We start from the raw sequence: 15,105 nt of genomic DNA on the forward strand, positions 1-15,105 counted from the left end.
AAGCAGGAAATCAGGTTGTAACAAGTAAGCTTTATCCTTTTACCCCCTTCAGAAGTCCCTCGAGGCAGTATGATAAGGGTCTCGAGCCCCTTATGTAACACCCTTTACCCCCTTGTACAACCCCCTATACCCCCTTACTTAACAGGGTAGAGCCACTTACTCAAGGGGATAGAGGCAGTTCGGAAGTCTCTGGAGAGGGTATGATAAGTGGGTAGAGCCCCTTAGATAACAGTTTGGAGGTAGTTTGTAGGTTTCAGGACATACTTATATCATTGTCAATATACACTTATCTAAGTGTCAGTAGACAGTTCTTTAAGTGGTCAGAACGACTAAGGAAGAAGCTGAAGCTATTTCTGTAAGTGGTTCCAGACACTTGAGTAAGTGTTGCCGATTAATTTTTAAGGGGGGTAAGAGGTTTATGAAAGCGGTGAACCAATCTGGTTAATAATATTCAAATACTCTTTCTATTTTTTGTTGTATTGCTCCCTGATCATCTACTAATTCTTCATAAATGGAATTGGCTTGCGGATCAAGTTTTACATTCTTATAAATGAGCTTAGATTTTTTTTGCTTAGTGGCATCTTCAAGAAGGGTTTCACTTCTCATTTCATTGATGTAGGTGTAGAAAATAGTGCTGTTAACTGGGGTTTCAAAGAAATTTCCGATTTCTTCTGTTTTTATAAGACGATTATTTTTGTCGAAATAAAACAACTTGCTCAGCGATATATTGTGAACAGAATCATTTGAAACTCTTTTGTATAGAGAATCCGAAACTTTTTCAAAATAGCCTGTAGTTTCTATCTTCTTATTTCCAGGATTAAAGGCTTCAAAATAGCGTTTGGCTTTATCCTTTGAATTGTAGGTAATGATTTTATTGATAGACCTTTCATGAGAAGATCCGCTTCCGATAGCATTGTAATATTCTACTTTTGTCAGAAACCCCTCTTTGTCATAATAGGAAATGTTTTTATAGATGTTCTCCGGTGAATAAGTGATGATCTCTGTGATGGTTTTGGGATGCCCGAAATAGTTAGAAAACTTCAGGTCATTAATGATAGATTTTTCCTGACCACTTACAAGAGCATATAACAGAATAAACAGATAGCTAAGTTTTGTTTTCATATGGTAAGTGTTGGGGTGTTCTACGATTTCCGTTAAGTTTCAAATATAGGTAACTCTCTTCAATGTTGATATATAAAGTTTTTGTTTAAAATAGAATCTCCAAAGTCGGGAGACTTTGGAGAATATAGTAAATTTATCTGATCAATAAGTAAGTTAAAATTAAGGTATAAATCCAAATCTGCCTTTCCCTTTTAATCCAGAGAATTTTATATGATTTATGATTTCCTTTATATCAGATGGAGGTTCTTCATTTTCAATTATTATAAATTGTTCAATATTACTTTTAGCAATATACCTGTAGAAATTCATTGCTAAATCTTCATCAATTCCTTCTCCTTCACTATCTGGTTTTCTATAAGTAACTAAAGGGGAATCCAAAACAGGAACTCCAATAGCATAATCTTTATTTAATAATAACTCTTGTAATGCTGTAATAAAAACGGCATAATATATCGCTCTGTAACCTTTTCCAAACACATTTCTTAATTCACCTTCAATCTCAAATTCGAGAGCCTTGATATTAAATGAAACATTCTTTTTAATATTAATTCCCTTTAATATTTCAGTCATTTTTTTACATAAGGGGGTAATATTACTTTCTGTTATTGTGTCTATATCATCTTTTGTAATATCATTCGGTAAAGATTCTTCTAAAGATGAAATTGTATTTTCGTAACTAACAGATTTTTCTAAATTATCCTTAATACCTAATAATTGACTTTTTTTATTACTCAGTCTTGATATAATTTCAATAATTTCATTTAATTCTACACCTATTCCTACACTTAACTCTTGTTTTAACGAATTAGTTTCTTCACCCAATAAATTCGTTGAACTTTGAAGGCTTTCCTTTTCATTTATAATTATAGCTCTTGAAGAACTTAGCTCGTTTAATAAAGAATGAATTTTGTTAATTTCATTTTCACAAGCGATTTCAATTGCATTTAATGATATCTCGTCAATTTTTTCATCAATCTCATTATGACATACAGGACAAGAATGAGTAGTTGAATTAGATAAAAACGAACTGGCTTCTATCGTAGATTTCAATCTATCAATGTCACTAAAATATTGTTTTTCCAAAACACTAGACCTTTTAAATAATTCAGTAATTTCTTGTAGGGCTCCCTGTCTTTCTATTAGTTCAATGCTTTTAGTTTTGTATTTGTCTTCTATATCTAGATATGCTATTCTGATATTATCAAACTTTTGCTGATGTTCTTTTAAGGATTTTTCAATTTTTGATAACTGCTCATTAATTTCTTCAAGCTTGTATCCTTCTAAATTTAAATAGTCTGCTTCAACGATTATATTTTTAAGAATTTCTATTTTTCCTTTTCTTCTCGCAATCTCATCAGAACTTAATTTTACAGAAACACTACTATCATCTTTTCCTGTTATTATATACTTAAATACATTTGATTCTTCAGTCATATGCATATAATGTGTATAAATTGGAGAATTTTTGGTCATTATTCTTGCCTCATCAATTAGTGAAAACTTTATTAGATTCCGGTAAGATAAATTATTAGCATTTCCTTTTTTATTTTTTCTTATTCTTTTATCTGAAATATTATTCAACTTTAGTAAGAATTGCGAAATATTATCAGATGATTTTGAGTTATGTTTCTTTTTTAAAACTTCAGGATATGGAAATTTGTGTATTTCGTTTATTTTACACTTATAAAGATTGAAAGAAGTCGATGTAAAGCCACTTTCAAGTGTATAATATTCTTCTTCTGATTTCAATTCTAAAAAAATTTTAGAATATTGCTTTACTTTTCCTGGACTTTTAGGTTTATCAGATGAGCCTAGCATGTAATCTATGCATTCAAATATTAGAGTCTTACCTGTGTTAGAGGGACCCGAAATTACATTTAGCCCTTTTGTAAATCTTATTATGGCATCCTGAACATTGTCACCACATAAACGAAGTTCTGTAAAAATAAACCCTTTTTTCATTTTAAAATACCTAAATTAAATTCTGAATGTATGAAATCTACTTTATCTTCAAAGAGTTTTTTTAGTTCATTCTCCTTAAAACAATTATACTTTTCTATAAACCAATTTATCCTTAGCAACAAATCATTTGTGTAGTTCTCTGATAGATTTTCAATAAATGGTGATGACTTCTCAGATGCAATATATCTAATTCCATCAGTAGAATAGCTAACTTCAATTAATGACCTTTTTATAAAAAAATTTAAACTATCCTGTATTAGTTTTCTCCTAATATAAATTTCACTTTTTCTATAAGGTACTGGTACATGAAGACTTTTCATTGAACTATCAAAATCTCCAGAATGTATAATTATGTAATCTATATATATAAGACTTTGAACATTTAATTGAGTAGGATAAATCTCATTTAAAATACATAATGAACGTAATCCAATTTCAATTGGATTGTTAAAAGGTGTTGTATTATTCATCTATCCATTTAATTTTCTTGTTATTGACAAGTTGATGGCATATACCTTTTCTATCACTTATAACACTAACTGCTGTTATTGGATTTGAAGTAATTTGGAGATTCGATGCTTGTTTTTCAACTTCTTTTATTTTTTTTAAAGCATTATCATGAAAATCTTCAACAATATCTATAATACCATCATAAATTTCTTCCTGAAAATCTTCAAATGTATTTGTAGGTAAACTATCCCTATAAAAGTTTCTCAGTTGTTCTGCATAGTGAAAATTAATTCTGCTTCTGTTAAAATGATGTGAGTATTGTTCAATGCTATTAATATCGTCAGCTGTAATAAACTTTTTATTTGCCTCCGAACTATAAGATAAGAGAAGTTGTTTAGTGTAAACTATTTCATATTTTTCAACTTTCGTTGAAATACTTGCTTTATCTAATTTTGGACGTTCAGGTAAACCACCACCAAAACGAATAATGTGATTAGGATGTAATCTATGTTCCTCTATTACATTCTTAATATTTATTTTTTTAAATATAGAGAAGTCAAATGAATTCAAATATTTAAGGAAATTATCTTTCAATTCTATTGAAAGATTTTTTGAGACTTTATCTTTACAATGAGTATTCCAACTTGAAATCAAGCTCTTTTTAAATTCAGTCGGATTTTGTAATAATTTTGATAGACTAGTTCCACAGCCTTTTGGTGCAACAAAATAATAATTTTTTGGAATTGGGTATTCAAAAATTGAACTATAATATATTATTTTAGCAATTTCTACATAAACATCGGTTGGATAAAGAGGTTTGTCATAATGTTTACATTGATAACAATCCCAAGAATAGTTAGGGTTATGCTTATTAGTAATGTAAGCAACAACATCTCGTCCTTTATCATTTGCTCCTCCTAATCTTTCTATTTCACAATATGATTTCTTTTTAAGCCCTAACCACTCAGATGTGAATTCCTCCCATTCTTCAGGAGAGAAAATCTCTATCCTCTTAATAGGAACAATATTGGCTCCAAAATTAACGGCAAATTTAGAAGTGAATTTTTCAGTACTCATGTGATTATGTATAATAAAACTTATAATTCTATGAAATCAATTAAATTGCTATTTTGAATATTTTATGTTTACCTCTTTCAATAATAATTTAGTTTTTATTTAAAATTGAATTTCTCTTTTGCATAATATAAATATGAAAAAGGACTTTCTCTTACCTTAACACGCTTTTCATTTCTAAAATCAATATAATCAGTTGAAAGATTTATTATGCCAGAAATACCTAAGCCAGTAATTTTTAACTCTAATGGAATATTTAATTGACTTACTGTTTCAACAATCTCACCAGCAGCAGCACGACTGGTCCTGATTTAATACTTATTAATGATTTAAGAGATTTAAATGTATGCTTTATTCTTGAATCTGCTAAAACGCTTGTTAAATCTGAAACGCCAGTTTTAATTTCGTCTTGAAAAAGTATTGTTGCCTCTTTAATTTCTTGGTTAGTTTTAGCTTTGGATAGTTTACTTTCAAAGTTAGTTATCAACTTCCTGAAATGTTCTAAATTATCTTTTCTTTTTTTCTTAAACTTAATAATTTCTTTTATGGGAACAGACAAGTTTGGTGTAGGAAGTAAGTTATGAAAATTACAAGAGATTACGGGTAATTTATTTTCAAAAATTGATTGCTTAAAATTGAAATTTTCATAGATTTTTGTATCGGTGCTAATTGTGATATATTCACTATCAATCTCAGCTAAATATTTAGCTAATATTGACATATATAAATAGGCGGTATGCTTTTCAAAGAAAATCCATTCATAACTTTTATCTATATAAGCTAAGCCAAGTTCTTCGAGTTTATATTGTAAATTACCAGAAACTTTGTTATTGTGTATCTTTAAATATTGATATTCTGTTTTCTTATTGGTATATTTTAATAAATGGTTCTGAATATCAATAAAATTTTTAAAACTTTCCGAAGATGCAATTTCTAAAAATTCAGTTGCAAATTGTTCAGAAAGCATCCAATTATCAGTTTTTGTAATTAGATCTTCAGGTTTTATTGGTCTAAATTCTTTTTCATCTAAAAGGTATTTTATATCATCTGACAATTTTACTAATATTTTTTCATCCCAACTTTTGGGAACAATTGAACTTATTTCATCCCAATATAATAATGAATTTCTTAGCCAAGAATTATTTGGAATATTGATTGTAGGATAATATAAAATAGTTTTTTTCATTTAGTTTGGTTTTTAGTTTCAAATAAAGTTGAGCACCAAATATATAAATTGATTAATTCTTTTTCTTACGGCTTTCCGTAAACAACAAAAATAAAAATCACTTTAAAATTTTGATTCAGTATTTTCACGGAAATTTTAAAGAAAAATATCTTTAAATTTTCCGCATAAAAAAATCCCAACTCTCGTCAGGATCTACTCATTATATTGTTTTGCATCTATATTCCAACCATCTTAAAGAAGTTGGCAAGCGTTAAGTTCTTAGCATGGCAAATTCGCATGATTGTAAGAAGAGCAATTTGATAATTTTCATCATCTTTTATTCTTCGTACAGTCTTTTCATCAATATTATGATCTACTGCAAATTTGCTGTTATTGTTCAAAGGGATAACCCATTCATCCCTTATAAATTCAACAATCTTTCTATTTGCTTCTGTCATAGAAACAAATAAATTACTTATTCTTATAAAAATCTCGGACTCAAGTCCGAATGTTTACAATTTTTTATTACATTTATAAAAAAATACAAACATGAAAAAGACAAGTACACATTTTGAACCTCAGCTTTGGAAAGGTGGTAAGAAGCGCTCCGGGTTACAGCTGATGGAGAACTTTTTCCGGTTCAATGAACTGGCAGTCTCCAAAGAGAAGTTAAACAGCATTATGAATTACGCCGTAAAGCGCAATAGCTGGATCAACGAAGATCCGTCGGTAGTTTTTCAGTTTCATCAGGCGGTGCGGTCGTTTGTGCGTGCGTGTTACCTCATCCATTTGGAAGGAAAGAAGTGGGTTGCAGATCTTCCGTTGGAAAATCCTTCTTCATTATTTCTCGTCCTGCTTTCGGAGAAAGAATACCATAATCCTCTGCTGGTCTTTAAAAAAGCTTTCAAAGAATACAGCGTCAAAGAGTTTGATTATTTTATGTCCGGGATTGTTTATTTCTCAATGGGAGCCTACGATAAGCTTCCGGAAACAAATCTCGTTAACCCATATATCCACCTGCTGAAAATGCTGGATGCTGCACATCTTATTCTTCAAAGCAGAGGGAGGTAGGAGTGGGGAGCGCGAGCTGAAAGAGGGAAGCTACTATGTTTGCAGGTATTGGTCACCAGCATACTATGATGTTTTTTAACTGAAAAACAGAAAACTTCTGAAGCAGAGCATAATACTGATGATATTCTTTGTATTTTTAGTACCGCAACAAAGGTGAAGGAAGCATCAAAACTGGCTTTGTAAAAATCATATGCTATTATTCCTGAAGTTGTCAATATTGTAAAAAAAACAAGAAAATGAACAGCAAAATAATACAATACATCAGTGTTTTTTCTTTTACCTTACTTCTGATTTCCTGTTCGGGAACTAAGCACGCTGTTGGAGTTGAAAAGATGAAAAAAGATTCACTCTATACAGAAATTCAGAAGATAGGTTTGGAAGCAGCCAGAAATAACAATGTTCCCGGGTTAGCCATAGCTGTGATTCAGAATGGAAAAATAGTGTGGACACAATGTATAGGATTTGCTGATAAAGAAAACCAGAAGCCGGTAACCACAGAAACTATTTTTAATGTGGGTTCTGTTTCCAAAATGGTATCTGCATGGGGATTCATGCAGCTCACAGAAAAAGGGCTTGTAAACCTGAATGATCCTGTAAATGACTATCTGACCCGCTGGAAACTGCCTGCTTCCCAATATGATATATCAAAAGTGACCTTAAGGCGTATTCTTAGCCATACGGCAGGCCTTTCGGTACATGGGTATGGAGGTTCTGAACAAGGAACAAAATTGTTGAGTCTGGAAGAATCCCTTTCCGGAAAGACCAAAAGAAATGGGGAAAGCGTGCGTTTGATCAGTGAGCCGGGAACAAAATGGGAGTACTCGGGTGGCGGCTATACACTGGCACAGCTTATGCTCGAAGAAAGAACGAAGGAGAAATTTGCAGATTATATGAAAAAGAATGTTTTCAACCCTTTAGGATTGAATCACACTACCTATGAATGGACGGAAGAAATGATGAAAAATTCTGCAACAGCTTATGATGCTTCGGGTAAGCCTATAAAGAACAGAATATTTACAGAACAGGCTGCCGCAGGACTGCAGACAACAGTGTTGGACCTGGCACATTTTGCAGAATTGTCATTAAACTATGAGCCCAACCAACTGCACAAAGTGTTGAAACCATCAACCGTACAATTGATGGAAAAATCTGTTTTGCCATTTTCCGATAAAGGAAAGAGTGGCCTTGGATATCGTTTTATGTATTATGAGGAGCTTGAAACAGTAGGACATACCGGAGAGAATGAAGGCTGGAGTGCTGGCTTGTTTATGCATTTGCCCACAAAGAGCAGTATTGTGATTCTCTGTAATGGGTCCAACGGAGATCGGGTTTGGTATCCTGTCTATCAGAGCTGGGCAAAAAGAATAAAAGCAAACTGAAGCAGAATAGTACAATGAAAAAATCCAGAAAAGTGTTTTCTGGATTTTTGTATGATGGCTTAGGAGGTTTATTTCAGGACTTTCTCGTAGATCTCATTCAGCAGGTTTTGTCTCATTTTAGAATTTCTTTGATTTAAAAGGATAATTATACCCCATTTTTTTGCTCTGTTGTAGCAGATGATGGAAGATTGGCCCATAGAATCACCGGACTTCAGGTAAATAGTATTCTGATCATCAGTACTAATGGTAAGGCCGAGTCCCATTTCTCTTTTTTCATCCTTATAGTAGAGCTTTTCAGTGAGCATTGCGGCTTCAGATACTGGATTTCCGTTGGTGAGAACTGCTTTCAGATACGTGAGCATATCCGAAGCATTTGATTTTACCAATCCTGCCGATGCGGTAATGTTCCACTTGAAAAATTCCTGAACACCGCCATTGGGATTATAACCTGCTGTGATATTCCTTACATTGAAATCCTTTGTCAAGGTGTTGGTCATCTGCAGAGGAGTGATTATTTTTTCACGAATTACTTCATCATAGCTTTTACCGTACGCCTTTTCCAGTATCTGTCCCAGCAGCGTATAACCAATCGTAGAATAGCGGTATTTGTTCACTGCAGTTGTTGACAATGGAAGTCAGGGTTTTTTCTGTAACATTGCTTACAGGCTGCTGCGGATTTAATTCTATTAATTTGGCAAAATCTATGTCTGGCAGGCCGGATTGATGAGAAGCCAGATCTGAAATTTTGATTTTGTTTTTGAGGTTTTTCTGTAGAATATAACCTTTAGGCAGATAATTGTCAATATAATCCTCTGGTTTTAGCTTGTTCTCAATAACGGCCTGGGCAATTAAATTGGACGTCAGAATTTTAGTAATAGAAGCAATTTCAAATATGGAATTCTTATTAATATCAACAGGACTTTCTTTGCTCAGTTTTCCATAAGCCGTATAATATTCTTCATCATTGCTGATAAACCCCACACTGATTGCTACGTCCGGATTTTTCTGATAATTGTCTTTGATAATTGATTCTATTTTTTGGGAAATGTTCTGTCCAAAAGTAAAAGTACTCATCAGTAATAGTACTGCTAAAAAGGTAAATGAGGTTTTCATTGTATCATTATTTTAATGATTAAAAATGATTTCGATACAAAGATGTGGAAGTGCTTACCTCTACGCGACCGAATAAAAGTATTCGGCCTCATTGGCCTGGAAAAATGCGTTCGGATAATGTAAGATGCAAGTATGAGTAATTACAAGGTGTTGTTTTGTAGTAGGTTACGATATTGTATAAGTGTGTTTCCTGTATGCTTTTTAAAAGCAGTATTGAATGAAGATTTTGAATTGAAAACTACTTTATATAGGATTTCCAGAATAGTTACTTTATTTTTTGTGGTGTCTTTTAAAATATTCATCGCATACTCGATACGATAGGTATTCACGAAATCGTAGAAATGCTGTCCTAACTGATGGTTGATAAGAACAGACAACTCACGAACGGGAATTTCAAGCGGATGCATATCCATAGAGCTTCATCAGTGACTTTGTAGCTCCCTTATAAATAATTTGTTTGGATTTTACCTTTGCGTTTTAGAAAGGTAGGGCTGGGAGCGGGAGGCAGGAAGATAGAAGTTATTTTAAGGTGTAGCAGTAGATAGTTGGTGTGAAACTTCTGATTTCAATGCTGTCATTCTGAATGAAACGAAGTGCAATGAAAAATCTCATAGAGTTTAAAGAGATTCTTCCTTCGTCAGAAATCGAAGATTCGGCGTAGCCAATGACAATTGCTCGTCAGAAATAGAAGATTCTGTAGTCAGTGACAAAGACTAGAGTTATTATTCTTTAAAAAAGGCAAACAGTTATTTTTATAACCATCATAACCTCCTTCTTCCAGCCTCTTGCTTCAAAACTAAAAAGAGGCTGAAAAAGCCTCTTTTTATCATTTCAAAATTTGTTGATCATAAAGAAGATGGTCATCTTCATCAAAACTTATGATCAGTACTTTATATTGTTTTGCACTATCATTATTAAAGAATTTAATTCTTGGTGGAACATAATCGCTGTCAAATAAATTCGGATTCCAGTAAAGAGTTTCTCTGGTGTCATTTTCAATTTTTTCCGGAGCGTCATCATCTATCATTTCAATAGGAAACTCTGAAGGCTTATCATATCCTTTGATGATGGCTGAGTTGTTCTTTGGTGCTTCCTTTTCATTACTTTTGGACTTCATATTTCCTTTCATGGTGTAGATGGCTACGGCATCACCTATTAATCCTGAGCCTTTAATAATTTTTACCATCGCAATATTATTAACAGGCATGTTTGAAATCATGGTAGGATCAGTAAGTACCTCATCTAAATACAGCTTAGCCTGCTGGCCCCGGATATAGGGTACATTTACACCTGAATTATTTCTTTGAAACGTTAATCCGGCAGCTTTTCCCTGCAGCCAGTCTAATATGTTGGTATATCCTGAAGCATGCTGGTCTTCATTCACGAAGTCGAAGACCGTAGAATTTACAGAACTGAACATTCCGGTGGAGAGCTGCTTATCTAATTCTTCTTTTGGGTCTTTCTTTTTTCCTACCAATGCTACTTCCTGAATCTGGATATCGTTACCCTCTGTTTTTTTATAATTTTTTTGAGTATTAATGGCTCTGGAAATTGCCGGAGGAAGGGTTTTGTTTTTAGCCGCTTTTACCAGTGTATATTTTGTGCCCGGGAAATTACCTTTAAATTCTGAAGGATTCACCAGTGGTTCTACGGTGACGAATAAGTTATCAGTACCTGATTCTTTATTTTCAGAATTGACGAATAATGAAACATTTACAGGTTCATCATTGTTGAGGTTATTTAAATAAACATATCCGTTTTGATCTGTTTTAAATTGATTAAAGGCCGGTTGATTTTTCCCTAATTGCAATACTAAATTTACATCAGAGTTGATGAGCAGAGCATTGTTTTTAATAGGTTTTACTCTGTAAGAAAGATATTGCTGAGATTGGGTTTTAATGACAGGGGCAGTTCCGCTGAGTACGGAATTCCAGTCGAATCTCTTCCAGTTTTCGGAAATAAGCAGTGCGTCCAAAGCTTCACTATTGGCATTTTTGGAAAAATATTGTGCCGGGCTGTCTATTTTTGAAGTAAAATCTCCCGTTAGCCAAAGTCCGCTAAGGATATTTTCTTCTTCCGGAGTGGAGGTGCCGTCATCTTCACTCACTACAACCGTATAATTTTTAAAATAAGACTCCGGAGAAAGATCAATGCTGTTGAAAGATCTTGGGGTTTGTTTTAAGCTCTGAGCTATGATTTCTGCTTTTTCAATCTTTAAATCACCAGGTTTTATAAAGCAAAGTCTTTGGGCCACAAGATTGTCCTGCTCATCAAAAATTGCCAATTGCAAAACACCGTTGGCTCCGTTGCTGATTTTTGTGGGAATAAGACTTGATGCCTCATTGGTTAAATGGTTGATATTTGCTCTGTAAGCAAGGTGGTTATTGATAAGTCCTACAATTTTATAACCCTGCAGCTGTTGTTTCAGATTAACGCCTTTTAAAGTATATTTAATCCCTTCCTTAGAACTGTGAACTTCTACATTCAGACCGCTGTCTGCAGCTTGTGGCAGATCTATTGTCTGGCTTTTCCCTGCATTATCCTGGATAACAGCCTGGTATTTTTTTCCGGATGCCGGAGTTATTGTAAAGGAAGCAACATTTTTATCAAAAGATTTAAATGTAGTGACGGGAGTTTTTGGATTTTGTACATCAATTATTTTTCCGGTCCAGTTTTCCGGTAAAGAACTGGCAGATAATCTTACTGCAAATTTGGTAGGCATCCCGTTAATGAAAGTTCCTCCTTCCGGAAACACTTTTGCAGACCAATCAGAACTTTTAGCAATCACTAATGATTCTGTGGAATTTGGGTTGTAAACCGGAAGTGTTTTAACAATCTGAAAATCTTCGTTAAAATTAGTCATGTAAGGCGTATAAGCTCTTACAAAATAAACCTGTTCAGGAAGGTCTTCTTTCAGCTGAAAATCTCCGCTGCCTTCCCCATTGGTAAGAAGTACCGTTTTCCAGTCTATTAATTTTTTATCAGAATTGTACAATTCTACAAACAGGGTAGTAGATAATGCAGAACGGTTATAGCCATCAAATACGAAACTTTTGAACCAGATTTTGTCACCAGCGGCATATTGGGATTTGTCGGTAAGTAAGTATACTTTCTCCTGCTCGTAATTATTCTCAAGATTGGTAATTGCTTTTTCTAATTTGGTTTGTGCCAGTACAGGCGTTACCATTGAGATAAGCAATACACAGAATATATTTTTCATAAAAATCTCAGCGCATTTTAATTCTATGCTAAAGTAATCATTTAAAGGATTCGGAAATTGATATTGACCCAATTTCAGGCGTATTTCTTTCAGATTTTGATGGATAGGTTTTTAACAGTAAAATCTGTAGAAGGATTTTTTCGGAAAAACGGTACTGATAAAGCGGTTTGATGATAACAACCCTTTTACAACTGTTCAGTATTTTATCAATAACATAAGATGTGGTAGGATAAAAACCGCAAATAAAACCTATCTTTAATTACATGAATTGGAGAAGCTTATAGAGGACGGGAAGTAATTCCGGTGTCGGCAAGATAGTTGTATTCAATGAAGAACCAAACCAAAATATAAACTATGAATATGCAGGTAAAACAGAATTATCGTCTTAAGAATGATTATTCCGATAACTTCGGCGCGGATGTCTTAAAAGGTCTGTCTGCTCATCCGAAAAAATTATCTTCAAAATATTTTTATGACAAAACAGGAGACCACCTCTTCCAGCAGATTATGGCCATGCCTGAATATTATCTTACCAATTGTGAGCTGGACATATTTCAAAATAAAACAGAAGAACTAGCAAAAGCGATTTCCAATATCAATGAATCTTTTGATCTGATAGAATTGGGAGCAGGCGATGCGATGAAATCATCTTACCTTCTCAAAAATTTAGTAGAAAAAGGAACAGATTTCACCTATATGCCTATTGATATTTCGGGAAATATTCTTTCTGTTTTGCAGGAAAACCTGAAGAAAAAACTTCCTGAACTGGAAATCTTACCCCTGGAAGGAGAGTATTTCGATATGCTTGATAAAGCCACCGGTATTTCGAAAAGGAAAAAAGTGGTCCTTTTCTTAGGCGGGAATATCGGAAACATGGAAAGTGAGGAAGCCAGACATTTCTGCAATGAAGTGAAAAGAAAACTGAATGCCGGAGATTTGTTTCTCGTAGGTTTTGACCTCAAGAAAAATCCAAACACCATTCTTGCCGCTTATAACGATTCTGCGGGAATTACCGCTTCGTTCAATCTTAATCTTCTTACCAGAATCAACCGGGAACTGAAAGCTGATTTCAAGGTGGAAAATTTTCAACACTATCAAAACTATGACCCCATTTCAGGAGCCTGCAGAAGTTTTTTGGTGAGCCTTTATGATCAGGAAGTACATGTGGGAAATCATTTGTTTCATTTTAAAAAAGATGAGCTGATTGATATGGAGGTTTCTCAGAAATTTTCGGAACAGGATATCAAAAAACTGGCTGGAGACTCAGGGTTTCATATTCTTGTTGAAATTAGAGATACTAAAAACTGGTTTGTAGATTCTATCTGGATGGTATAATTTAAAATGATTTTTTATGAAAAAAGATGCATTACTTGTACAGGCAAATCCTCATAAAAACTGGATAAAAAAATATTCCGAAATCCGGAATCATTCCGTTGAGATCTGCAGTCCTTTGGAAATTGAAGATTACGTAGTTCAGCCTATCGTAGATGTGAGTCCTCCGAAATGGCATTTAGGCCACACAACCTGGTTTTTTGAAACCTTTATTTTACAGCCCAATTTTCCGGGATATGAGGTTTTTGATCCTCAGTATAATTTTGTGTTCAACAGTTATTACGAAACCATCGGTGCCCGTGTGATCCGTACCGACAGGGGAAATCTGAGCCGTCCTTCTGTTTCAGATGTTTTTAAATACCGTGAATATGTAGATCAGAAGATGGATGAATTTCTTCAGAACGGATATCTTACAGAATCGCTGGAATCTTTACTGGAATTGGGCTTAAACCACGAACAGCAGCACCAGGAACTGTTACTGACAGACATCAAATATATTTTAGGTCACAATCCTTTATTTCCTGCTTACAAAAAGGAAAATACTTCAAAAAAAGAAACTGCTGGAAATTTTGAAATGATAAGTTTTCCAGAAGGAATTTATGAAATTGGGTTTAAGGGTGAAGGTTTTTGTTTTGATAATGAGCTCGGAAGACACAAAGTATATCTGAATGATTTTAAGATTTGCAGCCAATTAGTGACTAATAAAGAATATTTAGAATTTATTGAAGCTGGCGGTTACGAAGATTTCAGACACTGGCATGCCGAAGGCTGGGATTGGGTAAAACAGAATAATGCAAAATCTCCTTTATACTGGCATTATATTGATGGAAAATGGATGAATTATACGTTAAACGGCCTACAGGAAATTGACTTAGAGGAAGCTGTCTGCCATATCAGTTTTTTCGAAGCTTCTGCTTTCGCTTCATGGAAAGGAAAACGCTTGCCAACTGAAGCTGAATGGGAAGTGGCATCAGCGCATTTGGAATGGGGAAAACGGTGGGAGTGGACCAATTCTGCTTATCTTCCGTATCCGGGATATAAAAAAGAAGCAGGAGCTGTAGGAGAATATAACGGGAAATTTATGGTGAATCAAATGGTGCTTCGTGGTGCTTCAGCAGCAACTCCGCACGGGCACAGCAGAAATACCTATCGGAACTTTTTCCAGACTCATTTACAGTGGCAGTTTACCGGAATCAGACTTACACAATAATTTTACC

General features: G+C 33.9%; 14 protein-coding genes. 4 read left to right on the forward strand and 10 right to left on the reverse strand.

Going from position 1 to position 15,105, the window contains the following annotated elements; all coding sequences use genetic code 11:
• Positions 1–441 precede the first annotated feature (441 nt).
• The 6 genes from ACPF63_RS05660 to ACPF63_RS05685 form a co-directional block, all read right to left on the reverse strand.
• The gene (locus ACPF63_RS05660; RefSeq protein ID WP_426482325.1) at positions 442–1,122 is read right to left on the reverse strand and encodes a hypothetical protein; all 681 of its coding nucleotides are present in this window, start codon (positions 1,120–1,122) and stop codon (positions 442–444) included.
• Between the two features lie 159 nt (positions 1,123–1,281).
• Complete coding sequence (locus ACPF63_RS05665; RefSeq protein ID WP_426482326.1) at positions 1,282–3,084, reverse strand: AAA family ATPase; 1,803 nt, start codon at positions 3,082–3,084, stop codon at positions 1,282–1,284.
• Positions 3,081–3,554: an ABC-three component system middle component 2 gene (locus ACPF63_RS05670; RefSeq protein WP_426482327.1), complete on the reverse strand. Its 474-nt coding sequence runs from the start codon at positions 3,552–3,554 to the stop codon at positions 3,081–3,083. Before ACPF63_RS05670 ends, ACPF63_RS05665 begins: the two co-directional genes overlap by 4 nt.
• On the reverse strand, positions 3,547–4,611 hold the full coding sequence (locus tag ACPF63_RS05675) for an ABC-three component system protein (RefSeq protein WP_426482328.1): 1,065 nt from the start codon (positions 4,609–4,611) through the stop codon (positions 3,547–3,549). The genes ACPF63_RS05670 and ACPF63_RS05675 overlap by 8 nt, the downstream gene beginning before the upstream one ends.
• Before the next feature lie 262 nt (positions 4,612–4,873).
• Positions 4,874–5,794 (reverse strand): DUF6236 family protein, encoded by a 921-nt coding sequence (locus ACPF63_RS05680; protein ID WP_426482329.1) that lies wholly within the window; start codon positions 5,792–5,794, stop codon positions 4,874–4,876.
• Positions 5,795–6,009: 215 nt separating this feature from the next.
• Positions 6,010–6,231 carry a hypothetical protein gene (locus ACPF63_RS05685; RefSeq protein WP_426482330.1) on the reverse strand — a complete coding sequence of 74 codons (222 nt, stop codon included), beginning with the start codon at positions 6,229–6,231 and terminating at the stop codon, positions 6,010–6,012.
• Positions 6,232–6,322: 91 nt separating this feature from the next.
• Here ACPF63_RS05685 and ACPF63_RS05690 point away from each other — a divergent pair, with 91 nt between their 5' ends.
• Both ACPF63_RS05690 and ACPF63_RS05695 read left to right on the forward strand, forming a co-directional pair.
• On the forward strand, positions 6,323–6,844 hold the full coding sequence (locus ACPF63_RS05690) for a hypothetical protein (RefSeq protein ID WP_426482331.1): 522 nt from the start codon (positions 6,323–6,325) through the stop codon (positions 6,842–6,844).
• A 236-nt stretch (positions 6,845–7,080) separates the two neighbouring features.
• Positions 7,081–8,223, forward strand: coding sequence for a serine hydrolase domain-containing protein (locus ACPF63_RS05695; RefSeq protein WP_426482332.1), 1,143 nt, complete (start codon positions 7,081–7,083; stop codon positions 8,221–8,223).
• 68 nt (positions 8,224–8,291) lie between these two features.
• Here the strand turns inward: ACPF63_RS05695 and ACPF63_RS05700 are convergent, their stop codons facing one another.
• The 4 genes from ACPF63_RS05700 to ACPF63_RS05715 all read right to left on the reverse strand — a co-directional run bounded on the left by ACPF63_RS05700 (position 8,292) and on the right by ACPF63_RS05715 (position 12,556).
• A complete protein-coding gene (locus tag ACPF63_RS05700) occupies positions 8,292–8,852 on the reverse strand; it encodes a serine hydrolase domain-containing protein (protein WP_426482333.1) in 561 nt (186 codons plus the stop codon).
• Positions 8,767–9,297: a serine hydrolase domain-containing protein gene (locus ACPF63_RS05705; RefSeq protein WP_426482334.1), complete on the reverse strand. Its 531-nt coding sequence runs from the start codon at positions 9,295–9,297 to the stop codon at positions 8,767–8,769. Before ACPF63_RS05705 ends, ACPF63_RS05700 begins: the two co-directional genes overlap by 86 nt.
• A gap of 179 nt (positions 9,298–9,476) precedes the next feature.
• A complete protein-coding gene (locus ACPF63_RS05710) occupies positions 9,477–9,749 on the reverse strand; it encodes a helix-turn-helix domain-containing protein (protein WP_426482335.1) in 273 nt (90 codons plus the stop codon).
• A 413-nt stretch (positions 9,750–10,162) separates the two neighbouring features.
• Positions 10,163–12,556, reverse strand: coding sequence for a hypothetical protein (locus ACPF63_RS05715; protein ID WP_426482336.1), 2,394 nt, complete (start codon positions 12,554–12,556; stop codon positions 10,163–10,165).
• Between the two features lie 354 nt (positions 12,557–12,910).
• Here ACPF63_RS05715 and egtD point away from each other — a divergent pair, with 354 nt between their 5' ends.
• Positions 12,911–13,891, forward strand: coding sequence for an L-histidine N(alpha)-methyltransferase (egtD, locus tag ACPF63_RS05720; RefSeq protein WP_426482337.1), 981 nt, complete (start codon positions 12,911–12,913; stop codon positions 13,889–13,891).
• Positions 13,892–13,907: 16 nt separating this feature from the next.
• Positions 13,908–15,098, forward strand: coding sequence for an ergothioneine biosynthesis protein EgtB (gene egtB, locus ACPF63_RS05725; protein ID WP_426482338.1), 1,191 nt, complete (start codon positions 13,908–13,910; stop codon positions 15,096–15,098).
• The last annotated feature ends 7 nt before the right edge of the window (positions 15,099–15,105 follow it).

It is taken from the genome of Chryseobacterium sp. R2ACT005 (assembly GCF_049949215.1).
GTDB lineage: Bacteria > Bacteroidota > Bacteroidia > Flavobacteriales > Weeksellaceae > Chryseobacterium.